The sequence below is a fragment of the Bradyrhizobium zhengyangense genome, assembly GCF_022012435.1.
In the GTDB taxonomy this organism is placed as follows: Bacteria; Pseudomonadota; Alphaproteobacteria; order Rhizobiales; family Xanthobacteraceae; genus Bradyrhizobium; species Bradyrhizobium zhengyangense.
Map to the genome: position 1 here is coordinate 70615 of NZ_JAKLUA010000015.1, position 23236 is coordinate 93850.

A 23236-nucleotide genomic window follows, 5' to 3' on the forward strand; every position below is an offset into this window, starting at 1 on the left:
GTACTTTTCGTTGCCATGGGCGCCAAGTCGCCGAAAGCTTCAGCGAGAGTCCAGCAAGGTCGACTCCTGTAGCCGTCCGTGCGGGTTCATTTCTTCTTCGCCTTGGGTTGCTTCTTTGGCACCGGGCTCGCTACGGCTTCCCGTGCCAGCCGCTCGGCCTTCAGTCGCTCTCGATTCTGAGCAAAGGCCCTCTGGGCGAGCGCGTGCTCGGACATGGCCTTCTCCGCGTCGACTTGGCGGAAGGCCTTGCGTGCTTCACGCTCCGCTTTACTGATTGGTTTCGGCGGTTCGTATTCACCAACTAATTTTGTCATCTTTTTCGATCGGATCCTTCGCTCGAATGGGTTGGGTCAATTCTTGCTTTTGAGCCCGGCCTCTCGCGCCAGGCGCTCAGCCCTGAGACGTTTATCGTTTGCTGGAACTCGGGATCGTCGTGCTGTCCGCTATCGTTTGCCGCTCACCAAACGGGGTTTTGCGCCTTTCGGTCTGCTTCATCCGCGCCGTCGTAAGATGTTTCCTCCTGACCCCTGCCAAGCGAATCCAACGTTCATCCGCTGCCAGCGGGTAACCCGGACGCCGGTCGACAATAGCAAGTGCGAGGCAGCTTATCCGGTTCGAACCATCGTCCGCATTTTCGTCGGATTGTTGGTTTCGGGTCAGAAGATCATTGAAAATACGAAAGCTGATCTTCCGTAACGACCCGCTCGATTTTCTCCGACTTACACTTGATGCGGTATCTAACTCGTCCATCGGACTCGATCGGCATATGTTGGATGATGGTGTAAATCACTGGCGGTTCAATGGTGGCACGTCCTTGCGGACCTTGGGGTTGGTGGCGAACCTCTTCATTTAGCCTATAAGCGTATGGCATGTGTTACCTCAAGGTTGCGGCTGCTCTAGCGTAGAGCGTGGGACGTAACGCATATGTCGCTCCGCCTCTGGCTCTTATATCGAATAAGGATACTCTAGTCCTCAAGAATGGATTTTGTAGCCTCGAATATCTGTTCCGCTGTGCCGTTGATCGTGCCCTTGGCCCAGGCCTGAAACACGGTCACGTACGCGTTCTTGTAAGCCTCTTCGTCTGCAGAGAAGTAGACCTCGTCCGTGACGGTATCCAAGACAAGCGCTCCTTTATCGATGCAAATTTCCTCGATTAGAACCAGGCGCTCTTCTTGCTCGGCGAGATGCCGCTTTACAATGCTCATTGAATCTCCTGCGTTGCGCTGACACGTTCTTCGGATGCACCGCCGCCCAATGCACTCGCGAATGGCTTCCTGTAGAGCTGGAACAAACCGGTGAAAGGGGTGAGCGATATCACCAAAGGAATGACGCGCGTGCCGGCGGGACCAGGATGGCTCAGCAGGCTGCAGCGTCACATGTCGAGAGCGCCAGCGGCCGGTGCACTACTCTGGCAGTCTGTAAATATCCCCCGGCCCAAGTTTTAGATCTTCGAACAACCTTTGCTGTTGTTGCGTGAGGGGGTGGGCCAGAAGTTCAGCTGTCCAGCCTTCAGGGACGGCTGCGAGTACCAAAGTCAGGGCCTGGCTTGGCTTGGCGAACGCAATCCAAAGCTGCTTTATCGGCTCCGTCGATATATCGTCCGACCTCACTTCAACGATTGTAAAGGAGTTGCCAAATGACTCTGCCATGAACGGCCAATGCGATCGCCGGCTGTTGGTTCATTTGCCCGTTGAATCATCCTTCGGACGGAGAATGCCGAACGGGGCCGACAATCAACCTGTAGGTGGGCACACAAGCAGTGTTCCACGATTCCAGGGTCGCTCCGCAAACCGCGCATTCGAAGCTGGCGATCTGCCTACCGGGGGCTATTGCCTCAGTTCGGCTATAGACGGCGCCGCACCGACAGGATCGGTGATGAGATTCGAGCATGCACGGTTATGCGCCCGAAAGACAAATTAAGCCACTTCGAAATTCGATCTAGCCCATTGAGGTCCGAGACAGAGACGCCTCGTGGTCCCACCTTTTCAATCTGTTCGTCTACTAGCCAGGCGATCACAGGGGCCGACGATCGAAAAGAAGCCACGACAAGCCCGCTTACAGACGCTTGAAGGCGAAGCAAAAACCCCGCCCCTGATGACTCAGGCGCGGGGCAGGACCACAAGCTCAGCCAGTACATCCGTGGCTAGAGCGACAGGTCTGTCGTGCGCTTAACTAAGCAGCACGAAGATTTTCGGCAGCAGACTTGCCGGTGCGACGGTCTGCGACGACGTCGTAAGACAGCGTCTGACCTTCGTTCAGAGTGCCCATACCCGCGCGTTCGACCGCGCTGATATGAACAAAAACATCGTTGCTGCCGTTTTCCGGCTGGATAAAGCCGAAGCCTTTTTGGGTGTTAAACCACTTCACTGTACCTGTATTCATCAGGTCTTCCTTTCGCATACGCGCAGGAGCTGGCGCGCGGACTTGCGGCCAGCTTTCCGGTTAGTCGATGTTTGGAGAATGTCTGAAACGTGCGCGCCGTCAGGAACTGAGGCGAAAGCGGAACAGTTGTTCGGCCAGTATCGATGTTGAGATCATACATCAGCAGTTGAGAGACTTCAAGAAGAAGCTGCCGGTTCTTCTCATCATGGTTGGTGTATTTGTTCCTTAGCTAAGAGCCGGTCAAACCCGATGACTGATCACGGGAGCGACCCGAGATGCTCGGAGATGCAAACGCCTCCTCATTTGCACGACAGAACAATAACTGCCGGCCGTGGCCGCAAGTTGCTTGAATGCTTACATGAGGTTCCCTTTTCGCGCCTTTTCCTGCATAGTTCGGCATGGCAAAAGTAAAAGTGAGCTTCAAACCACTCCGTAACTCAGAGGGCGACTGGACAATTATTGCCGAGTATCCGGGGGCAGAACCCCGAGAAATCACCGGCTTCACGAGCAAAGCCGAAATTGACGAATGGATAAATGGCGAGCGTCGGATCGCGTGGCTCCGATCACAGGGTTACGCCAAGTGACACGAGACTCCTTTCTTTAATTGTCGCGTCCGTCTTGCAAGGCGATACGACCCCGACCAAGGGGGTAGGGATATAGTAATGACCGAACGGAAACGCTCCGCCCAGCAGCAGGTCGCCGACGAGGCGGACCGAAAGGCCCAAAACCCGAATGGCGCTCGGCAAACGATCGCGGACAGCCAGGCCGATCCAGAGTTTCAAGAAAACCACAGACGTCTCAGAGCTGAGCGGTTAGCGCGAGAGGTCGCGGGCAAGATCGGCAAGTAAGGCGTCTTGAAGTTTCATTCGGTGACGCTTTGAGCCACGGAAAGCTGCTCGGGCAACCGAATGTTCGCTCCGAACCGAGGAACGAAGGCGCCAGCGCCAAGTTTTTCCAGTGCCCCTGCCCCAGGGCGAACCCCGTACTGGCCCCAGCTCATAGCCCCCCAAGCCCCAGAGCTGGGGCCGACTTCATCCCCGGCAGGATGCCCTTCGGAAAAGCTTCAGGGAAATCGCTCGCCGAGCACTATTCGTCGGCCGCGGCAGCAGCGGAATCCTGGTTTGCCCACCAACTTCAGCCCCGTCTCGATCTTCGCGAGAAACGCCTGGATTTCGGCGCGCTCGTTCAGGCCCGGATTGTTGTCGAGTCGCGTGAGCAACTGCTCCTTCTGGTTCAGGAGCTTCGCAACAGCAGACAATCTCTCTTCTCCGCGAAAGCGAGGATGACGTCGAAGGGGCCGCTCCGAGAGCGGCCCCTTCTCGAGATCACCAGCTTCGGGTGCCGAAGCTGAAGCCGATGCTCGGGCCACCGCCATAGTAGCCGTAGCCACGATCGTAGTAGCCCGGGCCGCCATAGTAGCCGTAGCTTCGGCGGACCACGTACCCGTCGTCCCCGCCGTAGTACTGCCGGACATAGCGGGGGCCGCGGCCGACTGCGCAGGGGCGAAGACAGCCTCTTTGGTAGGCAGCATCCCTGACCCACCCGCACGGCCCGTTTGTTTTCACGCGCACGAGAATACGCGAGAAATATATTTCCTGCCGTCCGGGGCCGCTGCAAAATGGGGCCTAAAGTTGGAGCTTGGACTAGGGGGTCCGATTGCACCGATTTGTTGCCAAAGCCAACGTCGATCACTTCATTGGCCTTCTGAGCAGCAGTGATCTGACGCCTAACAAGAGACGGGACATCACCGCGCTATTGGTCGCGGAGCTGCATAAGCTCGCGCATGATCTAGAGCATCTTGACTTTGCCGAGAAGAAAGTCGCAGAGGGCCGAGAGAAGGTGAGCGGCGTCAGAAGCATGCGCAATAGCCACCGCTTTGGCACGACGGAGCGCCAACAAGCGGAAGATCTGCTCGTGGCGCACGAAAATTTACAGACGGTGCTCGAAGATTTTTGTCATCGTCTGCGCGTAAAAGTTGTTGGACGACCGCTCTGAGTTCGACGGCAGTATCGTCGGCCAAACGGACCCTCCGCTGCGTCGGCGATCTCAAGGACTACATTGACCGTTGGCTGACGCGCAAACTCGCCGAGCGATCACCGAACGCTCTGACCGAAGTGCATTGATCCAAATCATCGCAAGAGTGCTTCCAGCCCGAGAGGATGCCCAAACCCTGCTCGCTGGTCTACGCGCCCTGAGCAGCGCCGTGTTTTCAGTTCGAGATCGCAATTTCAACTAGCGGACGAGCGGCGTCGGCGACCTTTCGGCTGAAATGAGCCGGTCTCGTTGCGAGCGGCGAAAAGGAATGAAGGGCGGGGTAGTCCTACTTAAGGGAGGACCTTGATCTTCACTCCTGCGCAACTGCCGAGCACGTTAGTGGCGCGCGCAGGCCTCCGCATTTGATACAGGTCAAACGCCGCACTGCCTGCTACCCAAATTGGTGACGGCAAGATGTCGCAGTGTCACGTCGCCGTCGGCACGCTTGCTCATCGTCGCCAGCCAGCAATGGCCGCGCAGCTTGATGGGGTTATCGAGCGGGCGGCCCCAGCCCTTCACCTAAGCCATGGCGCTGTTCTATCAAGGACGGGCCAGAGCCGGGCGTCGGGTTCATCCGCCGTCCGCCCGGCATAGGCGCAAGGGGGGGCCGCCAGCGTCCGCCCAAAATGACCAGCGACCCTGCCGACCACTTTCAATTGCCCTGCCCCGAAAGCAGCAGCCATGGGCGACGATGAGAGGCTATGATGGTATCCGAACAGCAGTCAAACTCCGCGCAGCATTGACGTAAATCACCATGCTCACCCTCCGCGCAATCGGCGATCCCGACGATTTTCACGGTCCTCGAAGACGGCCAGACCATCGGCCGCATCCGTCAAACTACGGTAAGCGCGGCGGAATGCGGCCAAAGTTTCCGAAGAGGTGAGTGCACAAATTTCGTCCAAACTTCGCTAATTGTGTTACAGTTTTCGTATCACCGCCCATCCTAGGCCGCTATCGGTGACTGAGAGTGTAGCGCTCCCGCCTTCTTCGGGAGTTTGGCTATGCCAGCCTACCTCATCTACTTTGTTGATGCCGACGGCCACATCTATCAACCGCCGCAACCGCTGAAGTGTGCTGACGGTCAAGAGGCCATCGAAAAAGCGCGTCAGTACATTGACGGAAAAGACATTCAGGTTAGGGAGAAGAACCGCTTAGTGGCGAGGTTCCCTCATCAACACCACCCCGTTGGCCGATTGGCCCGAGAGCGCAATCACCGAACGCTCTGACCGAAGTGCATTGATCCAGATCATCGCAAGAGTGCTTCTAGTTTAGCCCGAGAAGATGGCTGCGGCTGCGAAGGCTATTTCATTTCAGTACCGCAACTATGGAGCGTTCCATACTGAACGGTTTCCGGGGGCCGCCTGCCGCCGCCGCAAGTCGGCGTCCAGCGACTAATTCTGCCTCCAGATGTTTCGTTCCTTTTACCCTCACGCTCGCCAAAAAATGTGTAGATTTAGCCCTGTGAAGCGCGAGGCGCGATCTGGATCAGGTTCCCGTTTCGATTTCGTTGCGGACCTGCCCGTGCGCCACGACAGCGAACAAGCCGGTCCCGCCGATGAGATTGCCGAGGAGAGCCGGAAGTATAAAGCCGCAGGTTGCGGCGATCGTGGCCTGCCCGGTTAGCATCAGCAACCAGGCTTCTGCCGAACCCGCTACGACGTGACTAAACCCTCCCAGCGCTATCGCGTAAGTAACGATCAGGATGACCCAGAACTCGCTGCCGCGTGCGTTCGGCAGTGTCCAGGCGATCGACGCGATGAGAAAGCCCGCCGGTGTGGCGAGTAGTAGCGTCGTTAGCCAATCGTGGGCCATGATCGGTGTTGAAACTTCGATGGCTGCGACAAGCTGATCGGGCCTGACGACGATGCATCGCGCGATCAAGAAGGCGACGAACATGGTGCCAGCCATGTTCGCCACGAATACCGCAATCCACAGCCGGAGCAGGCGTCGCAGATTGCGAAAAGTAGGATGGGTTGCGAGCGGCAGGACCGCCGTCACCGTGCTTTCCGTGAACAACTGAAGTTTGCCCAGAATGACGATGATGAAGCCAACCGGATAGCCGAGGAAGACAACCAGGTCGGCCCACTCGGCTTTCGGCAGATGCATGTGAAGCGACGCCTCGACCAGAAGCGACGCGGAGATCGCCACGCCAGCCGCAAAGCCGGAAAGTATCAGCGATTGAAGAGGTCGGCTGAGTTCTTCGTCTCCCTGCAGCCGTACTACCTCGTGGACGACCTTCGCGGACCCGGAACTCATCTCGCCCACCGATCTCTTGTCGTCGTCGGACATGGTGATCGACGGTTGTTGCTCGCTCTCTGGGGGTCTTCTCTTGTCGGACATATTTTATTTCCGGTTCTTATCGATGATAGCCGTGCCGCCAGCCGTGTGCCGGGGCGGCCCCGCGCCGCGCCAAGCAACCGGGACTGAAGTTCGATCCTGGGTCGAGTAGCTGTGATCGGTGGCGAAGTGTGCTTACTCGTGCGAGAGCCTAAAGATTTCGCCCGGCTTGAGCTCGACTTCTTCGAACATCCTTTGCTGCTTTTCGGAAAGCACGGCTGGGAGTATTTGCGCTGTCCAGCCCTCCGGAACTGCCGCGAGGACCAGCGTCACAGCCTGATTTGGCTTAGCCAGGGCAAGCCAAATCTCGGTTGTGGACCCCGCATCAGAGGTCGCTTCTATGAGAGTGAACTCCTGACCGAACGATTCTGCATGAGGGTCAACGCCCCCTTGGAGCAACAGTTGCTGGGTTCAGTGGCCTCAACCGGGCGGCTTTAATCCAGGCGACTTCAGCCACCCGCTCATATGCGAGCCAGTCTCACATTGCCGGGCCTTCCGGATGACTTGCTCGCGTGCGGGCCCGTCTGGAAGCAATCTGGCTTGTTCGCGCAGGCGTTTTGCCTCTCCGGCAAGCCGCTCTTCCAACGATTTCGTCTGCTTGAAACGACGCCGCTTCAGCATGGCGCTGCTCCCTTGCTCGAGAGGGCAGAGCGCTATCGGCGTTCTCATCACAGCCAGTAGCCAGAACTGGGCTGTGATGTGCACAACCGTGCGCCCATGCCAGTAGCCGCGCAACGCCTGTGTTTCGCACCCGTTCCGGAGCTCTTCAGGAACGGCTCAGGGCGTAAGCGGCTAAGTCCGATGATTAAGTCCAAAAGTATCTCCACCGAGTTCAATGAGCTTCTATGCTCACGACCGGCGCAGGCGCTGGCGTGGAGTGTGTTGAACGTCGGCCGTCGTGTTGCAGGCCCCGAGGGGGACAGGGCGGCCGCCGCACGCCTAAAGCGCGCGACGGCCGTGACGTCACCGAAGCAGCATAATCAGGATGATGAGTGGGATCGGAATGCCGACGAGCCAAAGCAAAATGGGCATAGTTCTATCTCCTCAGTTTATTGCCAGTGATGATTGAGCGGTCGCGGAGCGTTTCTTCCCCCATGTCCCGTCGCGAAGTCCGCCGCCTTCCGTGGCAGCAAGAGTCGCGGAAAATGCACCGATGAACAGCGACAGCGTCAGCCAGATGGCCGTTTGCATCGCGGCCTTGCGAGCGGCATCGAGGTCGGCCTTGGCTTGGGTCACGACGTCGTTCACGCGCTTCTCGGCATCGGCCTGGCTGAGGCCGGTGCGCGCGGCCACTACTTTGGCGATGTAGGCCCTGTCGTTCGCGTTCACATCGCTTCCGGTACGGAAGTCGGTAGTCAGCAGGCGCACCATCTCTGGCCGCGGATCAGATTGTCCCTGTGGCTGTGCGGACGGATCGTTGGGACGGAGCAGCGTGTCGACGTAACCGGCCATCGGTCCGGAGTTCGCGGCGCTCGCCGCGCCCTGAGCGGCGCCGTCGAGAGCGTTGCCGAGAAGCGTAGTGGCGGGTGAGGCCAACAGCATCGCTCCGAGGACGGATGCGACCGCCCAGGCCAGGAAGCCGTGGGCCGTGTCCCTGAACAGGACCTCGGTCGTGTGGACGCCGACCCACTTCGTCCGGAGACGCCCGGCGAGATAGCCGCCGATCGAGGACGACAATATCGCCATCACGATGAAATAGAGGCCTGTGCCGATCTTGAACGTCGTCGCCGATACGCCCGAATTGCCCCACGGCGACACGACCGCGAAGCCCATGCCCAAGCCGAAGGACAGCAGGACGAGGGTTATGGCGAGCGAAGCCGCGGCACCCGCCAATACGGCTGCCCATGACACGCCGGCAACCGACGGTTCGACGATCTCCTTTGCCGCCGTCTGTGCGAATCCTTCTGCCATGGAGCTTCCTTCCTTGAGACATTGATGCCCAAGAAATGCGCAGCTTGGCGGTAAGTTCCTCCGATGAAACTTGCGAGACCACGACTTGAGCCATCCCCGGCGATTTCGATGCCAGTGGCGTCGCGAGCGGCGGCCCATTGAGATTGGAGGTCGCCACTCCGGGCGGACGAAGGATGAGCCGACGAGATCGCCCATCAGGTTGGCGACGGCCGTGACGTCGTCGCCGAAAGAGCGTCGGATCAGTCCGTTGGCCTTCCGCGTCCGCTGGGGGCGCCCCCGGCCGGCTGCGCCTTGGCACCGACCGTGCAAGCGCAAGCCAGGCGCATGCGATAACGAGAATTCTGCTCACGAAAATCTCCGAACTTTATCGCGATTCACGTCATCGCAGCGACGTCTTCCAGCTCTACCGGGACGCGCTCTTCTGAAGGGACTTGGCCGTCTCCAAATGCTTTTGCAGCACCGGAACCGTCCGCTTGGCGAAATCGGCGACGGGTGACTGCGATTTTGCTTCCCTCTGAAACTTGCGCACGTCTTCCTCGTGGTCCTTCACCATGCTACGCGCGAAGGCGGCATCGAATTGCGCGCCGGCAGCCCGTTCAGCTTGTCGTAGATCGCCTTCTGCTCGCTGTTCGGCTCGCTCGGCGCCTGAACGCCCTGCGCGTCGGCGAGCTGCTGCGCCTGGTTCAGATTGTCCGAGTGGTCTTGCTCGAGCATCTTTCCGAACTGCTTGGCCTGGTCGCTCTGCGCCTTCTGCTGGGCGAGCTGGCCGACCTTCACTTCGGAGAGGTCGCCCTGGATGGCTTCGACCAGGAAATGCTGATCGTGCTTGCTGGCCTTGCCTTGCGGCGCGGCGGATGCGCCTGCAATCGTCATGAGACAGACACCGGCGACGGCGACGACGCCCTTCGAGATCTGATTTCGGACTTTGGTTTGCATGGTGCGCCTTCCTGATTGTTGCTTCGGGGATAGCGTCCGGGCGCGAGGTCGCGAAAGCCGACAGGGCGCGCGGGCTGTTCGTATCAACAAACCGGTCCCGCGCGGCGCGTTCCTATATCGGCGTGCAGAGCTAACCTTTGTTAGCGGTCACGCACCGTTCGCCGCACGAAGGCTTGCTTCGAACCGCGCCCTTGCGCCGTACTCGCGGCGAGCATCCCGGCAACGAGCGCAACACACCCTCCGATCAGCACCGGCGCGATCCGCGCGACCCCGCCGCTCGTCACCACCGCGTGATCACCCGCTTCCTTGCCGAACCGTCCGCGGGTCCGATGCAGTGAGGCGACCGGCGTCATCAGATTGTCGGCGCGATCGGATCCGACCGGCTGCGCCGTTTCCTGCCCCTTGAAGGCCACCTTGGCCAGATAGCGGTCCAGGAAGGCCGGCAGCAGCATGTTGCCGAGGATTACCTTTAGCGTACTGGTGCCGATCCAGACTTCGCGGCGCGGCTGGCGCACCGCCTCGAACACGGCCCGCGCGATCACCTCGGGCTGGAAGACCGGCGCGACTGGGCGCGGCTGCCGCGGCATCCGCGTTCGCGCCCAGTCGAATTGAGGCGTGTTGACCGCGGGCAATTCCATGATCGTCAGCCGGATCGCGCTGCCCTCGTGCAGCAATTCGGTCCGCACCGCATCGGTGAAGCCCCGGATCGCATGCTTCGCGCCGCAGTAAGCCGATTGCAGCGGAATGCCGCGATAGGCCAGCGCCGACCCGATCTGGATGATGTGGCCGCGGTCATGCGGCCGCATGTGGCGCAGCGCGGCCATGGTGCCGTGAACCTGGCCGAGATAGGTGACCTCGGTGATCCGGCGAAACTCTTCCGGCGTCATCTGCCAGACCGGCGCAAACATCGTCACCATGGCATCGTTGACCCAGACGTCGATGCCGCCGAAAGGTTTGGCGATCGCTTCGGCCGCAGCGAACAAAGCCGTGGGATCAGCGACATCCGCGGCCGCGACGACGGCCGAACCGCCGAGTTCGCGAACCTCGCGCGCGACCGCCTCCAGGGCGCCGACGTCGCGGGCAACCAATCCGATACGCCAGCCCTCCCGCGCAAACCGGTGCGCGATGGCACGGCCGACGCCGGCGGACGCTCCGGTGATCGCCATCACCCGCAGCCGGTTCATGTCACTGCTCCATGCGGATAAGGGCGAGCCCGGTGGTTGGGTCCATCTGCTTCTGCAAATGCGCGGGGCTCTCGGTCAGGATGATCTCGAGGGTCGGCCGCACATGGGCCGTGCCGAGATGCCCGGCCATGGCCGTGCCGTCGCGCTTTCCGACGACGATGTGGGCGTGCAGGGCGGGCTTGCCCGACGGTGCGGTGGCCACGTCGCCGACCAGCGACGCGACCTCGATCTGCTCGCGAACCTCGATGTCGCGATAGGCCTTCGTGTCCCAATCGAAATATTTAATCACCACATCGCTGAGGGCGCCGATCGCCGTGAACTGCGCGGATGCGATGCGCTGATCTTCGATGAAGCCCTGCAGGGATTTCAGCACATCATCGCCGGTGTCCAGCACCACCGCGAATGTGCGTTGACTATGCCCGTCATTGAGCAGTTTGTGCTGCATAGCGTCTCCTTGCAGGTTGATCCAACTCTCCCCGTCCGGCCAGATCCCGGATGCGATCTGCGGTCCGGCAGGCGATGGCCTGGATCGTCAGTGACGGGTTGGCGCCGCCGACGGTTGGGAACACCGAACCGTCGCAGATCCAGAGGTTGGGGATATCCCAGCTCCGGCAATCCGCGTTCACGACGCTGCGCGCGGGATCGCTGCCCATCCGCGCCGTTCCGTTGAGATGGCAGGTGTCGTCTTCCTGGGTCCAGATGTCGCGTGCATCGGCCTCCTCCAGAGCCTGCGTCATGAACTTCAAAGCATGAGCGATCAGGCGCTTGTCATTGTCGCACCAGGAATAGGTGACCCTCGGAATCCTCAGCCCGAATTGATCGACCTCATCGGCGAGCGTGACCCGGTTGTTCTCCTGCGGCAGCATTTCGCCGACGATCTTCAGCCCCGCGACATGGTTGTAGTTCTGCATGTCGGACATCAAACGCGCACCCCAGAGGCCGCGCGCGGCCATCTGCGTGTTGGCCCAGAGCTGGGGCAGCGGACCCTGGCTCATGTAGCTGTAGCCGCCGAAGAAGTCCTTGCCCTTGTCCTCGTAGTTCCAGTGCTCGGTGATCGCGAGCGAGGGCGGCCCCTTGTAAGATCGGATCTCCTGGTCCATCAGGCCCCAGACGGCCTGGTTCGACTGCGCCATCAAATTCTCGCCGACCAGGCCGGAGCTGTTGGCGAGACCGTCCGGGAATTGTCCGTTGGTCGAATTCAGCAGCAGCCGCGGCGTCTCGATCGCGTAGCCCGCGACGACGACATGCCGCGCCCGCTGGAAATGCCAGGTGCCATCACGATGGAAGTGCACGCCGGTCGCGCGCCCGGCCGCATCGACCTCGACCCGGCCGACCATCGCGAGATCGCGGATCTCGGCGCCGGCCGCCAGTGCGCGCGGGATCCATGTCACCAGCGCGCTCTGCTTGGCGTTGGTCGAGCAGCCGGCGACGCAGAAGCCGCGATAAACGCAAGGATGAGCCAGCCCGCGCGGCGCCGACAGCGTAGCCAGCGGCGTTTCCGTCCAGCCGATGCCCAGCGCCTCGCAGCCCTTGGCGAGCACGCGCGCCGCGGCGTTCAGCGGATGCGCACGATAGGGATAGCGCGGCCGCGGCGGGCCCCAGGGATAGTTGACGGGCCCGGCGATCTTCAGCGCCTGCTCGACCTCGCGGTAATAGTTCCACATCTCGCGCCAGTCGAGCGGCCAGTCCGCACCATAGCCGAGCAGGCTGCGCGACTTGAACCATTCGGGGCGAAAGCGCAGCGACACCATCGCGAAATGGACGGTCGAGCCGCCGACCGCCTTGCCGCTGTTGTTGCTGCCGAGCTGGAGCGGATTGGCGCCGTCGACGATGCGGTCGTCGGTCCAGTACAGTTTGGTCTGCTCGGACTCGTCGGACGCGAAATCCTCCAGCGGGCGGAAATACGGGCCAGCGTCGAACGCGACGACGGAGAAGCCGTATTCCGCCAGCTTGCAGGCGAGCGTGCCGCCGCCTGCCCCGGTCCCGACGATGGCAAAATCGACCGTCTCGTCTTCCCCATACTCGCGCATCGGCACCCAGCCGCCGGGCCGGAACACGTCCGGCGCCCGTCCGCGCCGCGCCCGCGGGGTGTGCTGCGGATTATCCGACATGGCGATTGATCCGGCGCACCTCCACGGCATCGCCGCTTCCGGCTTCCGCCGCCTCCCAGGGATCGCGCTCATCGAAATCGAGGCGCACATAGCCGCGCGGGCTTGCCGGCCCGCCCCAGCCGATCTCGCTCCAGGCGGTCGGATGCGCGTAATAGGCCAGCACGACGTCGCGCGCCATGCGCCGCTTGAAGAAGTCTTGAGGCGACATGCGGCCCCAGGCCGGGGAAGTCATGTCGCCGCTCTGCATGCGGGCCAGGAGACCATCCTGCCGTGCTGCGCCGATGGCGTGGAACGCCGCGCCATAGGCCGCCTTCGCCTCCGCATCGAGCGCCTGCAATCCCTGCCGCCACGCCTCGCGCTCGCGCGGCATGCCCTCCGGCCGATAACCGTCCGAGGCGCCACGAAACAGCTTCTCGTCGATCAGCGCCGCGACCGGAACGGGCGGACGCCCGTCGGGCTGCGGAACGATCCGCGCGGCCACAGAAGCGACGGTGCGAAATTCGTCCGGCGTGAAGAATCTCGGTTCTGCAGGCACGGCAAGGCGCTGCGACACGACGCGGCGGGTCTGCTCATTCCAGGACGGTCCCTGACGCTTGGTCAGCACATCGTAGCCGGGATAACGAGGTTCGGGGCGGCCGCGATCATGCATCGGGATGGTCCTCCATGAGTTCGAGCGCAGCAAGGCCGGCGAGCGCGAGGCCGGCGAAGCTCGGTGGCGCCGGAAGCGGCGGCCCGTTGAGGATGTTCTGGCTCCAGTTGCGCCAGCCGCCCATGTTGCGAGACACGCCGTAGGCATGCAATCCAACGCCGGCAAATCCCATCGCCGCCAGCACGCGCATCCACCAGCGCGTCGCGCGATGCTGCTGCCCTGGACCGGCTAGCGCAGCCCGGCCGAGCAGCGCCGCACCCAGCGGCGGCAGCGTCACCGGCAGCAGCATGAACGGGTTGTGGAAGGCGCCGCGGAAATGCAGCAGGCCCGCCTCGCCGCTGGTGCCGAGCAGGCCCGCGCCAATCACCGCTGCCATGGTTCGTCCGGCCGGCAATTGGAAAATCTCGGGCCGCGTCCCTTTCCTGCTCTCGCGCACGCGCTCCGAGCAGAAGCCGAGCAGGCCGGACAGCAGAATCGCCATGGGCGCGCCAATCGGCGCGCCGTAGAAGAAATTCTGCCAGCTGAACCCGCCCACCTTCTTGCCGACGTTGTAGATGTGGAAGCCGGTCCCGATCAGGCCGCTCACCGCGGCCGTCAAGTAGGTCGCATCCCTGAACCAATGGGCGGCCGGTCGCGCGTCGGCGGTGCCGTGCAGGCTGGTGGCGAGAGTCGATGCCGAGACGATCAGCGGCGTGTACATCGCCTTGTTCTTGAACGAGCCCCGGTAGTGCTCGACACTGCTGTCGGCGAGCACCGAAGCGGCGAGAACGCCGGCCGCACGGTTCAGGCGCCGCGCGGCAACGACGGTCGGGCGTTTCCGCGAGCTGCGCCGCGGAGGCAGCGCTGCGGCGCGTCCGTTCCGATGTCCGTTTGCAGGCGCGCGGCCGGCCGCGAGCAGCAACACCGAGCCGGCTAACAGACCCGCGATAGCCAGGCCCGCGTTGAGGGATCCGCGATCGGTATCGAACTCGGTCATGCCGCCTCCGACACCGCATAGCGCGCCGCATCCTTGTGTTTAAAGGTCAGGCCGTTTCCAGGCCGCGACGGATCGGGGCGGATGCGGCCGGCGGCCGGCACCGGTGCACCATCGAACAGCATGTGTTCGATGCGGACGTGATCGTGAAACCATTCGAGATGGCGCAGGCGCGCCGCGGCGCAGGCGACGTGAAGATGCAGCGCCGGCGCACAGTGTCCAGACAGGTCGACGTGAAACGCCTCGCACAGCGCCGCGATCCGCAGGAACGCGGTGATGCCGCCGCAGCGGGTCACGTCGGCCTGCTGCACATCGACGGCCCTGGCCTGCAACATGCCCCGCACATCGTCGATCGTGTAGGAATACTCGCCGGCCGCAATGTCCATTCCAACCGGCGCGCGTCGGCGAACGTCATGAAGCCCGGCGAGGTCGTCGGAAGAGACCGGTTCTTCGAACCAGGCAACCTCCTGCTCGGCGAACAGAGATGCTTGCTGCAGCGCCTGCCGTACGCCATAGGCGCCGTTGGCGTCGACGAACAAGGCCGCGCGTTGGCCGATCGCGGCGCGGGCGAGGCGGACGCGTTCCGGATCTTCCGCAGGATTCGATCCGACCTTCATCTTGACGAAGGCGCAGCCATCGCGCGCGACCCATCCGGCCAGTTGCTGGCAAAGCTCCTCGTTGGAACAGGAGGTGAAGCCGCCGCTTCCATAGATGGGCACCGAATCGCGCAGGCCGCCCAGCAGCACGAACAACGGCAGATGAAGCAGGCGGGCCTTCAGATCGTGGATCGCGCTGTCGAGCGCCGAGATTGCCGTCGCCGCGAGCCCCTTCTGGCCGAGATTGCGGACCGAACTCATCATCGCCGCGTAGACGGCCGGCGGATGCAGGGCGTCGAGGCCGGTCACGACGGAGGCGAGCTTGCCCTTGATCAGACCGACCAGCGATGCGCTCGCGTAGGTGTAGCCCAAGCCGATCCGACCGCCGCCGGACACCTCGACGAGGACGAGCGTCGTCGAATCCCAGCTGATGGTCCCATCCGCTTCAGGCCTGTCGGTCGGAATCCTGAAGGCCATGGCACGGACGCCGTCGATGCGAGCGCCGGACAACACGATCATTCCTTTCCGGGCAGGACGTTCGCCAGCAGCTCCTTGGCACTGTTCTTGAGGACACTGCCGAGTTCAGGCTCGGAGGGAATCATGCTGACGAAGTTCTTGGCGTCCTTGAGCGTGATGTGCGGCGGCAAGGGCGGCACGTTGGGATCGGTGTAGGCCTCCAGGATCACAGGCCGGTCCGCCGCCAGCGCCTCGTCCCACGCCGCGCCGACGCGATCCGGATGATCGACGAAGATACCCTTCAGCCCGATCAACTCGGCATAGCGGTGGTAGGGAAAGTCGGGAATGCTCTGGGTGGATTCGGTCTTGCCGACGCCGAGCTGGACCCGCTCCTCCCAGGTGACCTGGTTGAGATCGCGATTGTTGAGCACGAGCACGATCAGGCGCGGGTTCGACCACTTCCGCCAATATTTGGAGATCGTGATCATCACGTTGAGGCCGTTCATCTGCATGGCGCCGTCGCCCATGCAGGCGATCACGGTGCGGTCCGGGTAGGCCATCTTGCCGGCAACCGCATAGGGCGTGCCCGCGCCGAGCGAGGCCAGCCCGCCCGACAACGAGGCCTTCATGCCGAGCCGCATCTTCAGATCGCGTGCGTACCAATTCGCGACGGATCCCGAATCCGCCGTGATGATCGCGTTGTCCGGCAGCCGCGGCGACAGCTCCCAGAACACGCGCTGCGGATTGAGCGGCTCGGCCGAGGTCATCGCGCGCGCCTCCAGCGTCTGCCACCAGTCCTTCAGGCCGCTTTCGATGCCACGCCGCCACGCGGACTCCTTCTTCTGGCTGAGCAGCGGCAGCAAGGCGCGCAACGTGGTCGCGCTGTCGCCGACCATGTTGACCTCCATCGGATAGCGAAGGCTCAGCCGGCTGCCGTCGATGTCGATCTGCACGCCGCGCGCATCCCCGGGCTTCGGCAGGAATTCGCTGTAGGGAAACGATGATCCGACCATCAGGAACGTGTCGCAGTTCTTCATCAAGTCCCAGCTTGGCTTGGTGCCGAGCAGGCCGATCGAGCCGGTGACGAAGGGCAGGTCGTCGGGCAGCGCCGCCTTGCCGAGCAGCGCCTTGGCGACGCCGGCCTGCAGGCGCTCGGCGACCGCCAAGACCTCGTCGGTGGCATCCAATGCGCCCGCTCCGACCAGCATGGCGACCTTCTCGCCGCCGTTGAGCACGTCGGCGGCGGCGCGAAGCAGGCTTTCGTCGGGCAGCTTCGCCGGCCCGGCGTAGCCGATGCCGGTGTGCGTCGCGCCATGCGCCATCGGCGGGTCCTTGTAGTCGAGTTCCTGCAGATCGTTGGGCAGGATCACGCAGGTGACAGCGCGCTTGACGTGCGCGATGCGGACTGCGCGATCGATCAGATGGCGCACCTGCTCCGGCACGCTCGCCAGCGCGACATATTCGGTCACGTCGGTGAACAGCGACTGCAGGTCGACTTCCTGCTGATAGCTGGCCCCAAGGCCGCTGCGGGCCTGCTGGCCGACCAGCGCCACCACGGGGACATGATCCATCTTCGCATCATAGAGCCCGTTCAGGAGGTGGATCGCGCCAGGCCCTGAAGTCGCGTAGCAGAGGCCGACCTGGCCGGTGAACTTGGCATGCGCCGAGGCCATGAACGCTGCCATTTCCTCGTGCCTGACCTGGACATATTCCATCTTGTCGCCGGCCCGCTCGAGCGCGACATCGAGCCCGCCCACGCCGTCACCGGGATAACCATAGACGCGGTTCAAGCCCCACTCGGACAGGCGATGCCATACGAACTCGCTGACATTCATGACATGTGCTCCAGATCAGCCGACCTACGCGCTTTAAACGTCGCGTGACGATGAACGTTGCAACGTGAACGCGTTTTAAGCTGCAGCGCGCCGCTACATGCGCTCCTTGACGCCGGTCGCGATGAGCCACCAGTTCACGGGATAGCTCGTGGCAAATCCTGCGAGCATCGCAATCTGCATCATGAACCAGAACTCGGGCATGACGGGATCGAGCTTCGCGCCGAAAGCGTGCCGGAAGATCGCGAACTGCGCGACGGCCATGAAGCCGTACATACCGACTTGCCAGGCCGTGAGGGACAGCGCGTCGGCCTTCACCGCCTGAACGATTCCTTCACCCGGCGAGAGGTCTCGCAACGGCTTGATCGTGAAGTACTGGAAGGCGACGCCGATCACGAAAGCGAACACGAAATCCACCACCCAGATCGCGTAGATCTTCTCCGTGAACAGGCTCTTCCATCCCGCCCAGATCGCAATCACCGGAAATACCAGCGCAAGGCCTTCCGCAATGAGATCTCCCAATGTGCAGCCGGCCCCGCAATGCATGGCGCCCTTGGCGACCATGACGGGAAACGGCGTCTTTCGTCCTTTGTCGCCGCGCATCCTATCGTCTACGACGCGCGATGCGAGCCGTCCGAAGCGATAGTACAACCACAACGTCAGTACGGTACCGAACAGAGCGTTCACCGGCCAGACCACGTTCATGATCCACATGCGCTGGGGATGGCGCGCGAGGTCGACCGCGATGACGATCGCGCAGGCGATCCCGGCGAGCAGGCAGACCTGCGTCACGACGTGAAGCCAGTCGGGGATCATGGTCGTCCTTCTTGTTCGGAGGGAGCGCTGGCCGCGGTCCTTTCAGCGTCCGCCGGTTCAGCTTCCATCCGGGTGTCGGACGCCGGAGGGTACGATCAATCGGCCGATTTGCCGGTCGTATTCGCGCTGGATCAGTCCGGAGCACGAACACGCGACATGCTGAAGGCCGCTGCGGTTGGTCAGGCGGATCGCGGCGCGGGCGTTGCGGATGATCCCGGCCTGCTCGAAGCTCTCGAGACACTCGCTGACGCTGGCCCGGCGTATCCCAAGGAGCTGCGCCAGCACCGCATGCGTGATCGGCAGATCGTCCGAGTCCATCGCCGCCGCCGCGACGAGGAGCCAGCGGCAGAGCCGCTGCTTCACCGAATGCAGCGCGTTGCAGGCGCCGATCTGCGAGGTCTGGAACAGGACGAGGTTGACGTAGCGCAGGATCACGCTGCGGAGCACGGTGAGGTCGTCGAGCGCCGCAACGAATGTCTGCGCCGGAATGCGCAGCGCCGTTCCGGCGACCTGCACGATGCGCCGGTGCGGCGGCGTCGGATCCTCCGGCGCCAAAACGCAGGGCGCGCCGATCATGCCTTCGGAGCCGACCAGCCAGGCTTCGACGAACCGATTGGCTTCGACCTTCGCGGACACGGATATCAAGCCTCGCTCCACGAAGTAGACGTGGTCCATCGGCAATCGCCAGTGATGCAGGACCTGACGCGGCTTCAGCTCAACCTCGGTCGCGATCGAACGAAGCAATGTCAATTCGCCATCCGGGATGCACCTCAGCAGCCGGTTCTGGGCGGCACGCGGCCTGACTTCCAGGGCCTCGGTCGACCCTGAAAGCAAACTTGCCGCCTGACCGTCCTGCATCGTCGCTGCTCCCCGGTCCCCGCGACGGTTCGCCACGAGGGACTAAGGAGAGTACGCAGCCACCTGGGGCGGGTTCCCTCGGGCTGCCAAGGCGGCCCTCACAACGCCGCGACATGCGCCCGGCGCGCCGGCTCTATTTCGAAGCCGTACCGCTGCTCGAGGTATTGCCGTTGTTCGAGGTGCTGGAGCCGGTCGTGCTGTGGGTATTCGCGGAGCCCGACCCCGTCGTGGTCGTGTTCATCGCTTCGAACACAGACATGCCGTGAGGGCCGATGGTCATGACCATGGGATTACCGTCCTTGGTCTTGGCTTGCACGACAAAGGACTCGGCGACGACTTTGATGTCGGTGAAGCCGGCCTTCTTCAAGTCGTCCTGGATCTTCTCGATCGCCTGGTTCTGGTTCGAACTCGCGGTGGATTGCGAAACATTCGTCGAGTTGGTGGACGTTTGAGCAAGCACCGGGCTGGATACGGCTGCGGTGAGCAGGAAGGTCGCCAGAAGCGTCGTTTTCATCGCTGTCTCCTTGTTGTGGATGGGATGCCAGCAATAGCGCCGATGCGCCTCGGTCGTTCCGCTTGCGAGATCGGTCGAGCCGCGAAGTCGGTACGAGACCGAACGAATGGTGTTCAGCGGGCAAGCCGTTCGAGCTCGGCCCTAGGCTCCGTTGCTTCGAACTTCAAGCGGCCGGCGTGGCTGAATATCTCGTAGCCATCGTCGCGCGCGATCCCGATCAAGGTGAGGCCGGCGCGCTCGGCGGTCTCGATCGCCAGCGACGTCGGTGCCGATACCGCAACGAGAAGAGGCACACCAATGCGCGCGGCCTTCTGCACCAGTTCGACGGAGACCCGGCTGGTCATCAGGACGGCACCGCGCGAGGTCGTCAGCCCGGCTCGTGCGATCGCGCCGGCGAGCTTGTCCAGCGCGTTGTGACGCCCGACATCTTCTCTCACCATACGGATTGCGTTGCCGTCCCAAAACGCCGCGGCATGCATCGCACCCGTCGCCTGGTGATGCCGCTGCAGCGGCCGCAACGCGCCCATTGCCCTCAGAATATCACCGGGACGGAATTTGGCGGGGGCTGCAACGCGCGCCGGCGGCGGGCAGGCCTGCTCGAGACTTTCGATCCCGCACAGGCCGCAACCGACCGGCCCCGCCATCGCGCGCCGCCTTTTGGCGAGACGTTCGGCATGGGCCTCCGCGAGCCAGATCCGCACCTCGCAACCGAGCGCGAGGTCGACGGTTTCGATGCTGAGGATGTCGCGCGCCGTCTCCACCAGGCCTTCGTTCAGGCAGAAGCCGATGCCGAAATCCAGGAGATCGGCGGGCGAGGCCATCATCACCGCGTAAGTCGATCCGTTGAACGTGAGGGCGACCGGCCGCTCCTCGGCGACGCTGCGCGACGACGCCACAGGCTCGCGCCCGCGCCACACCAGCTCGGGCTTGTCGAGGCTACAGCGATCGTCCATGGCGCGCTCCAACACTGGCGTCTCGGTGCGCCGGCCCATTTCCGTGTCAGGCAAAGCTCATCTGTATCGAGCAGCCGCTCACGTCGCTTGACAGCGACGCGCTGACACGCATGAAGAACGTTGCCGCGCGGCACAGGTTCCGTGCGGTTCCCCTGCTCGCGCCATCTGAACGAATGATCGGCGCAGCCCGCCGGCTGCAGGCGCGTATCAACGTACGGCAGCGCGCAAACTTTCGTTCCGGCACGCCGACGAATTTCCCTTGATCCGAACGATCTCTATGACCGCATTGAGGATTTTGTCCTCGCGCGGCCTCGCCAGAGAAAGTTCATGCCGAGGAACCGCAGCCATCAACATACGTTGGCGAAGCGGCTGACGACTTCCCGACGAGAAGCATGACCATGGTGCAATCCAACGAAGCTGGTAACGACGCAACGGAAACGGTCGAATATGACGGCCCGGCTGGCGGCTGGGGGTCTCTCAAGGGAATCGCGCGGATCTTCGGCAAGGAATGGGATTCGCCGACCGCACTGGATACGCTTCGCCGGCAGAACAAGCCGAAGGGCTTCATGTGCGTGTCCTGCTCCTGGGCCAAGCCGGCGGACTATCACGCATTCGAATTCTGCGAGAATGGCGCCAAGGCGACGCTCTGGGAATTGACCTCACGCCGCTGCACGCCGGACTTCTTTGCCGAACACACGGTGAGCGACCTGCTCGCCTGGAGCGATTACGACCTCGAGCAGCAGGGCCGGCTGACGCATCCGCTGCGCTACGACAGCGCGACCGACAAATACGTCGCCTGCTCCTGGGAGGAAGCCTCTCAGGCGATCGGGACGCAATTGAAGGCGCTCGATCCCAAGTCGGTGGTGTTCTACTCGTCGGGCCGCGCCAGCCTGGAGACATCCTATCTCTACGCCCTGTTCGCGCGCGTCTACGGCAACAACAACCTGCCGGACAGTTCGAACATGTGCCACGAGACGACGTCGGTCGCGCTCAAGAAGCTGATCGGCGCCGGGGTCGGGACCGTCGTGTTCGACGACCTTAGCAATTGCAATGCGATGTTCTTCTTCGGACAGAACACCGGATCGAACAGCCCGCGCTTCCTGCATCCGCTGCAGGACGCGGCCAAGCGCGGGGTGCAGATCATCACCTTCAATCCGGTTCGCGAGAAGGGCCTGGAGTTCTTCGTCAATCCGCAAAGCCCGACCGAAATGCTGACGGGTCACAGCACCCAGATCAGCAGCCAGTATCACCAGGTGAAAGTCGGCGGCGATATCGCGGTCATCGTCGGCATCTGCAAGCACGTCTTCGCCGCCGACGATGCGGCCAAACAGCAGGGAAAACGCGTCATCGATGCGCCCTTCGTCGAACAGCACACCCAGGGCTTCGAGGCGTTCGAGGCCAAGGTCCGGGCAACTCCGTGGAGCGAGATCGAAACTGCCTCCGGTCTCAGCCGGGAGGTCATCGAAGGTGCCGCCCAGGTCTATGTCGAGGCCGACCGCGTCATCGGGATCTACGGCATGGGGCTGACCCAGCACGTGCACGGCTTCCAGAACGTCGCCATGCTGGTCAACATGCTGCTGCTGAAAGGCAATATCGGCCGCGACGGCACCGGGATCTCGCCGGTGCGCGGGCATTCGAACGTGCAGGGCCAGCGCACGGTCGGCATCTCGGAAAAGCCCGAACTGGTTCCGCTCGACAAATACGCCAAGCAGTTCGGGTTCGAGCCGCCGCGCGACAAGGGCATGAACACGGTGGAGACCTGCGAGGGTGTGCTCGCCGGCAAGGTCAAGGCCTTCGTCGGATTGGGCGGCAACTTCGTGCGTGCGATTCCCGAACGCGCCAAGATGGAGCAGGCCTGGCGCGACCTCGAGCTGACGGTGCAGATCGCGACCAAGCTCAACCGCAGCCACCTGATCCATGGCAAGGCCGCCTATCTGCTGCCTTGCCTCGGCCGCACCGAGGAAGACGTCCAGGCGAGCGGGCAGCAGGCCGTCACCATGGAGGACACGTTCAGCTGCATCCAGGGCTCGATCGGGCTGCGCAAACCGGCGAGCGAGCATCTCAGATCCGAGGTCGCGATCGTGGCGGGTCTTGCCAAGGCGACGCTGCGGCCCTACCCGAAGCTGACCTGGGATGCGTGGGTCGGCAATTATGACCTGATCCGCAACGAGATCGCCGAAACCTATCCGGACGAATTCCACGATTTCAACGCGCGGATGTTCACGCCGGGCGGCTTCTACCGCGGCAACTCGGCCCGCGAACGGATCTGGAAGACCGAAAGCGGCAAGGCCGAGTTCACCGTGCCGGACACGCTGACCTCGACCGGCTTTTCCGATGCGCCCGGCCGCTACCGGCTGCTGACCATGCGCAGCAACGACCAGTTCAACACGACCATCTACGGCTACAGCGACCGCCTGCGCGGCATCGAGGGTACGCGGGACGTGCTGCTGATGAATCCGGACGAGATCGCGCGCGCCGGCCTGCAGGACGGCCAGATGGTCTCGCTGGTCAGCGACGCCGAGGACGGCGTCGCGCGCGAAGTGGGACCGCTCAAGGTGACCCCGTTCAAGCTGCCGGACGGCTGCGTCGGCGCCTACTACCCGGAAATGAATCCGCTGATCCCGCTGTCGCACCACGACAAGCACTCCAAGACGCCGGCGGCAAAATCGGTCCCGGTTCGCATTCGCGCGTGAC

Annotated in this window: 22 protein-coding genes and 1 pseudogene; 5 read left to right on the forward strand and 18 right to left on the reverse strand. The window is 62.8% G+C overall.

The annotated features are described in order from the left end of the window. Nucleotides 1-86: 86 nt before the first annotated feature. The 3 genes from L6637_RS32285 to L6637_RS32295 form a co-directional block, all read right to left on the reverse strand. Nucleotides 87-314: a hypothetical protein gene (locus L6637_RS32285; protein WP_237864854.1), complete on the reverse strand. Its 228-nt coding sequence runs from the start codon at nt 312-314 to the stop codon at nt 87-89. A gap of 651 nt (nt 315-965) precedes the next feature. Then, nucleotides 966-1205, reverse strand: coding sequence for a hypothetical protein (locus L6637_RS32290; RefSeq protein ID WP_237873089.1), 240 nt, complete (start codon nt 1203-1205; stop codon nt 966-968). A 967-nt stretch (nt 1206-2172) separates the two neighbouring features. Beyond that, entirely contained in the window at nt 2173-2382 is a 210-nt protein-coding gene (locus L6637_RS32295) for a cold-shock protein (protein ID WP_128962248.1), read from the reverse strand. Between the two features lie 398 nt (nt 2383-2780). On the opposite strand from L6637_RS32295, the gene L6637_RS32300 reads away from it, so the two are divergent. Continuing rightward, nucleotides 2781-2966 (forward strand): hypothetical protein, encoded by a 186-nt coding sequence (locus L6637_RS32300; RefSeq protein WP_237873090.1) that lies wholly within the window; start codon nt 2781-2783, stop codon nt 2964-2966. 78 nt (nt 2967-3044) lie between these two features. Further along, nucleotides 3045-3230, forward strand: coding sequence for a hypothetical protein (locus tag L6637_RS32305; protein WP_128962250.1), 186 nt, complete (start codon nt 3045-3047; stop codon nt 3228-3230). Between the two features lie 215 nt (nt 3231-3445). Here the strand turns inward: L6637_RS32305 and L6637_RS32310 are convergent, their stop codons facing one another. Further along, a complete protein-coding gene (locus L6637_RS32310; RefSeq protein ID WP_237873091.1) occupies nt 3446-3640 on the reverse strand; it encodes a hypothetical protein in 195 nt (64 codons plus the stop codon). Between the two features lie 398 nt (nt 3641-4038). On the opposite strand from L6637_RS32310, the gene L6637_RS32315 reads away from it, so the two are divergent. Further along, nucleotides 4039-4377: a hypothetical protein gene (locus L6637_RS32315; RefSeq protein WP_237864856.1), complete on the forward strand. Its 339-nt coding sequence runs from the start codon at nt 4039-4041 to the stop codon at nt 4375-4377. Nucleotides 4378-5417: 1040 nt separating this feature from the next. After that, on the forward strand, nt 5418-5642 hold the full coding sequence (locus L6637_RS32320; protein ID WP_237873092.1) for a hypothetical protein: 225 nt from the start codon (nt 5418-5420) through the stop codon (nt 5640-5642). Nucleotides 5643-5901: 259 nt separating this feature from the next. Here the strand turns inward: L6637_RS32320 and L6637_RS32325 are convergent, their stop codons facing one another. The 14 genes and pseudogenes from L6637_RS32325 to fdhD all read right to left on the reverse strand — a co-directional run bounded on the left by L6637_RS32325 (nt 5902) and on the right by fdhD (nt 20542). Continuing rightward, complete coding sequence (locus L6637_RS32325; protein WP_237873093.1) at nt 5902-6756, reverse strand: formate/nitrite transporter family protein; 855 nt, start codon at nt 6754-6756, stop codon at nt 5902-5904. A gap of 1041 nt (nt 6757-7797) precedes the next feature. Continuing rightward, nucleotides 7798-8664, reverse strand: a complete 867-nt coding sequence (locus L6637_RS32335) for a hypothetical protein (protein WP_237864859.1) — start codon at nt 8662-8664, stop codon at nt 7798-7800. Between the two features lie 403 nt (nt 8665-9067). Continuing rightward, nucleotides 9068-9600, reverse strand: a pseudogene (locus L6637_RS32345) (DUF4142 domain-containing protein). A gap of 140 nt (nt 9601-9740) precedes the next feature. Then, nucleotides 9741-10784, reverse strand: coding sequence for an SDR family oxidoreductase (locus L6637_RS32350; RefSeq protein WP_237873094.1), 1044 nt, complete (start codon nt 10782-10784; stop codon nt 9741-9743). 1 nt (nt 10785) lies between these two features. Next, the gene (locus tag L6637_RS32355; RefSeq protein WP_128962256.1) at nt 10786-11229 is read right to left on the reverse strand and encodes a PPC domain-containing DNA-binding protein; all 444 of its coding nucleotides are present in this window, start codon (nt 11227-11229) and stop codon (nt 10786-10788) included. After that, nucleotides 11207-12895 (reverse strand): GMC family oxidoreductase, encoded by a 1689-nt coding sequence (locus L6637_RS32360; protein WP_237873096.1) that lies wholly within the window; start codon nt 12893-12895, stop codon nt 11207-11209. Before L6637_RS32360 ends, L6637_RS32355 begins: the two co-directional genes overlap by 23 nt. Beyond that, nucleotides 12885-13544 carry a gluconate 2-dehydrogenase subunit 3 family protein gene (locus tag L6637_RS32365; RefSeq protein ID WP_128962258.1) on the reverse strand — a complete coding sequence of 220 codons (660 nt, stop codon included), beginning with the start codon at nt 13542-13544 and terminating at the stop codon, nt 12885-12887. The genes L6637_RS32360 and L6637_RS32365 overlap by 11 nt, the downstream gene beginning before the upstream one ends. Continuing rightward, nucleotides 13537-14520: a hypothetical protein gene (locus L6637_RS32370; RefSeq protein WP_237873097.1), complete on the reverse strand. Its 984-nt coding sequence runs from the start codon at nt 14518-14520 to the stop codon at nt 13537-13539. The genes L6637_RS32365 and L6637_RS32370 overlap by 8 nt, the downstream gene beginning before the upstream one ends. Next, nucleotides 14517-15632 carry an enolase C-terminal domain-like protein gene (locus L6637_RS32375; protein WP_237873098.1) on the reverse strand — a complete coding sequence of 372 codons (1116 nt, stop codon included), beginning with the start codon at nt 15630-15632 and terminating at the stop codon, nt 14517-14519. The genes L6637_RS32370 and L6637_RS32375 overlap by 4 nt, the downstream gene beginning before the upstream one ends. Then, nucleotides 15629-17404 (reverse strand): thiamine pyrophosphate-requiring protein, encoded by a 1776-nt coding sequence (locus L6637_RS32380; RefSeq protein WP_237873099.1) that lies wholly within the window; start codon nt 17402-17404, stop codon nt 15629-15631. Before L6637_RS32380 ends, L6637_RS32375 begins: the two co-directional genes overlap by 4 nt. A 93-nt stretch (nt 17405-17497) precedes the next feature. Then, nucleotides 17498-18217: a DUF4396 domain-containing protein gene (locus L6637_RS32385; RefSeq protein WP_237873100.1), complete on the reverse strand. Its 720-nt coding sequence runs from the start codon at nt 18215-18217 to the stop codon at nt 17498-17500. 57 nt (nt 18218-18274) lie between these two features. Continuing rightward, a complete protein-coding gene (locus L6637_RS32390; RefSeq protein ID WP_237873101.1) occupies nt 18275-19075 on the reverse strand; it encodes a Crp/Fnr family transcriptional regulator in 801 nt (266 codons plus the stop codon). A gap of 133 nt (nt 19076-19208) precedes the next feature. Beyond that, nucleotides 19209-19589: a hypothetical protein gene (locus L6637_RS32395; protein WP_128962263.1), complete on the reverse strand. Its 381-nt coding sequence runs from the start codon at nt 19587-19589 to the stop codon at nt 19209-19211. A 113-nt stretch (nt 19590-19702) separates the two neighbouring features. Next, entirely contained in the window at nt 19703-20542 is an 840-nt protein-coding gene (gene fdhD, locus L6637_RS32400) for a formate dehydrogenase accessory sulfurtransferase FdhD (protein WP_237873102.1), read from the reverse strand. 398 nt (nt 20543-20940) lie between these two features. On the opposite strand from fdhD, the gene L6637_RS32405 reads away from it, so the two are divergent. Next, nucleotides 20941-23235 (forward strand): FdhF/YdeP family oxidoreductase, encoded by a 2295-nt coding sequence (locus L6637_RS32405; protein WP_237873168.1) that lies wholly within the window; start codon nt 20941-20943, stop codon nt 23233-23235. Nucleotide 23236: the final 1 nt, after the last annotated feature.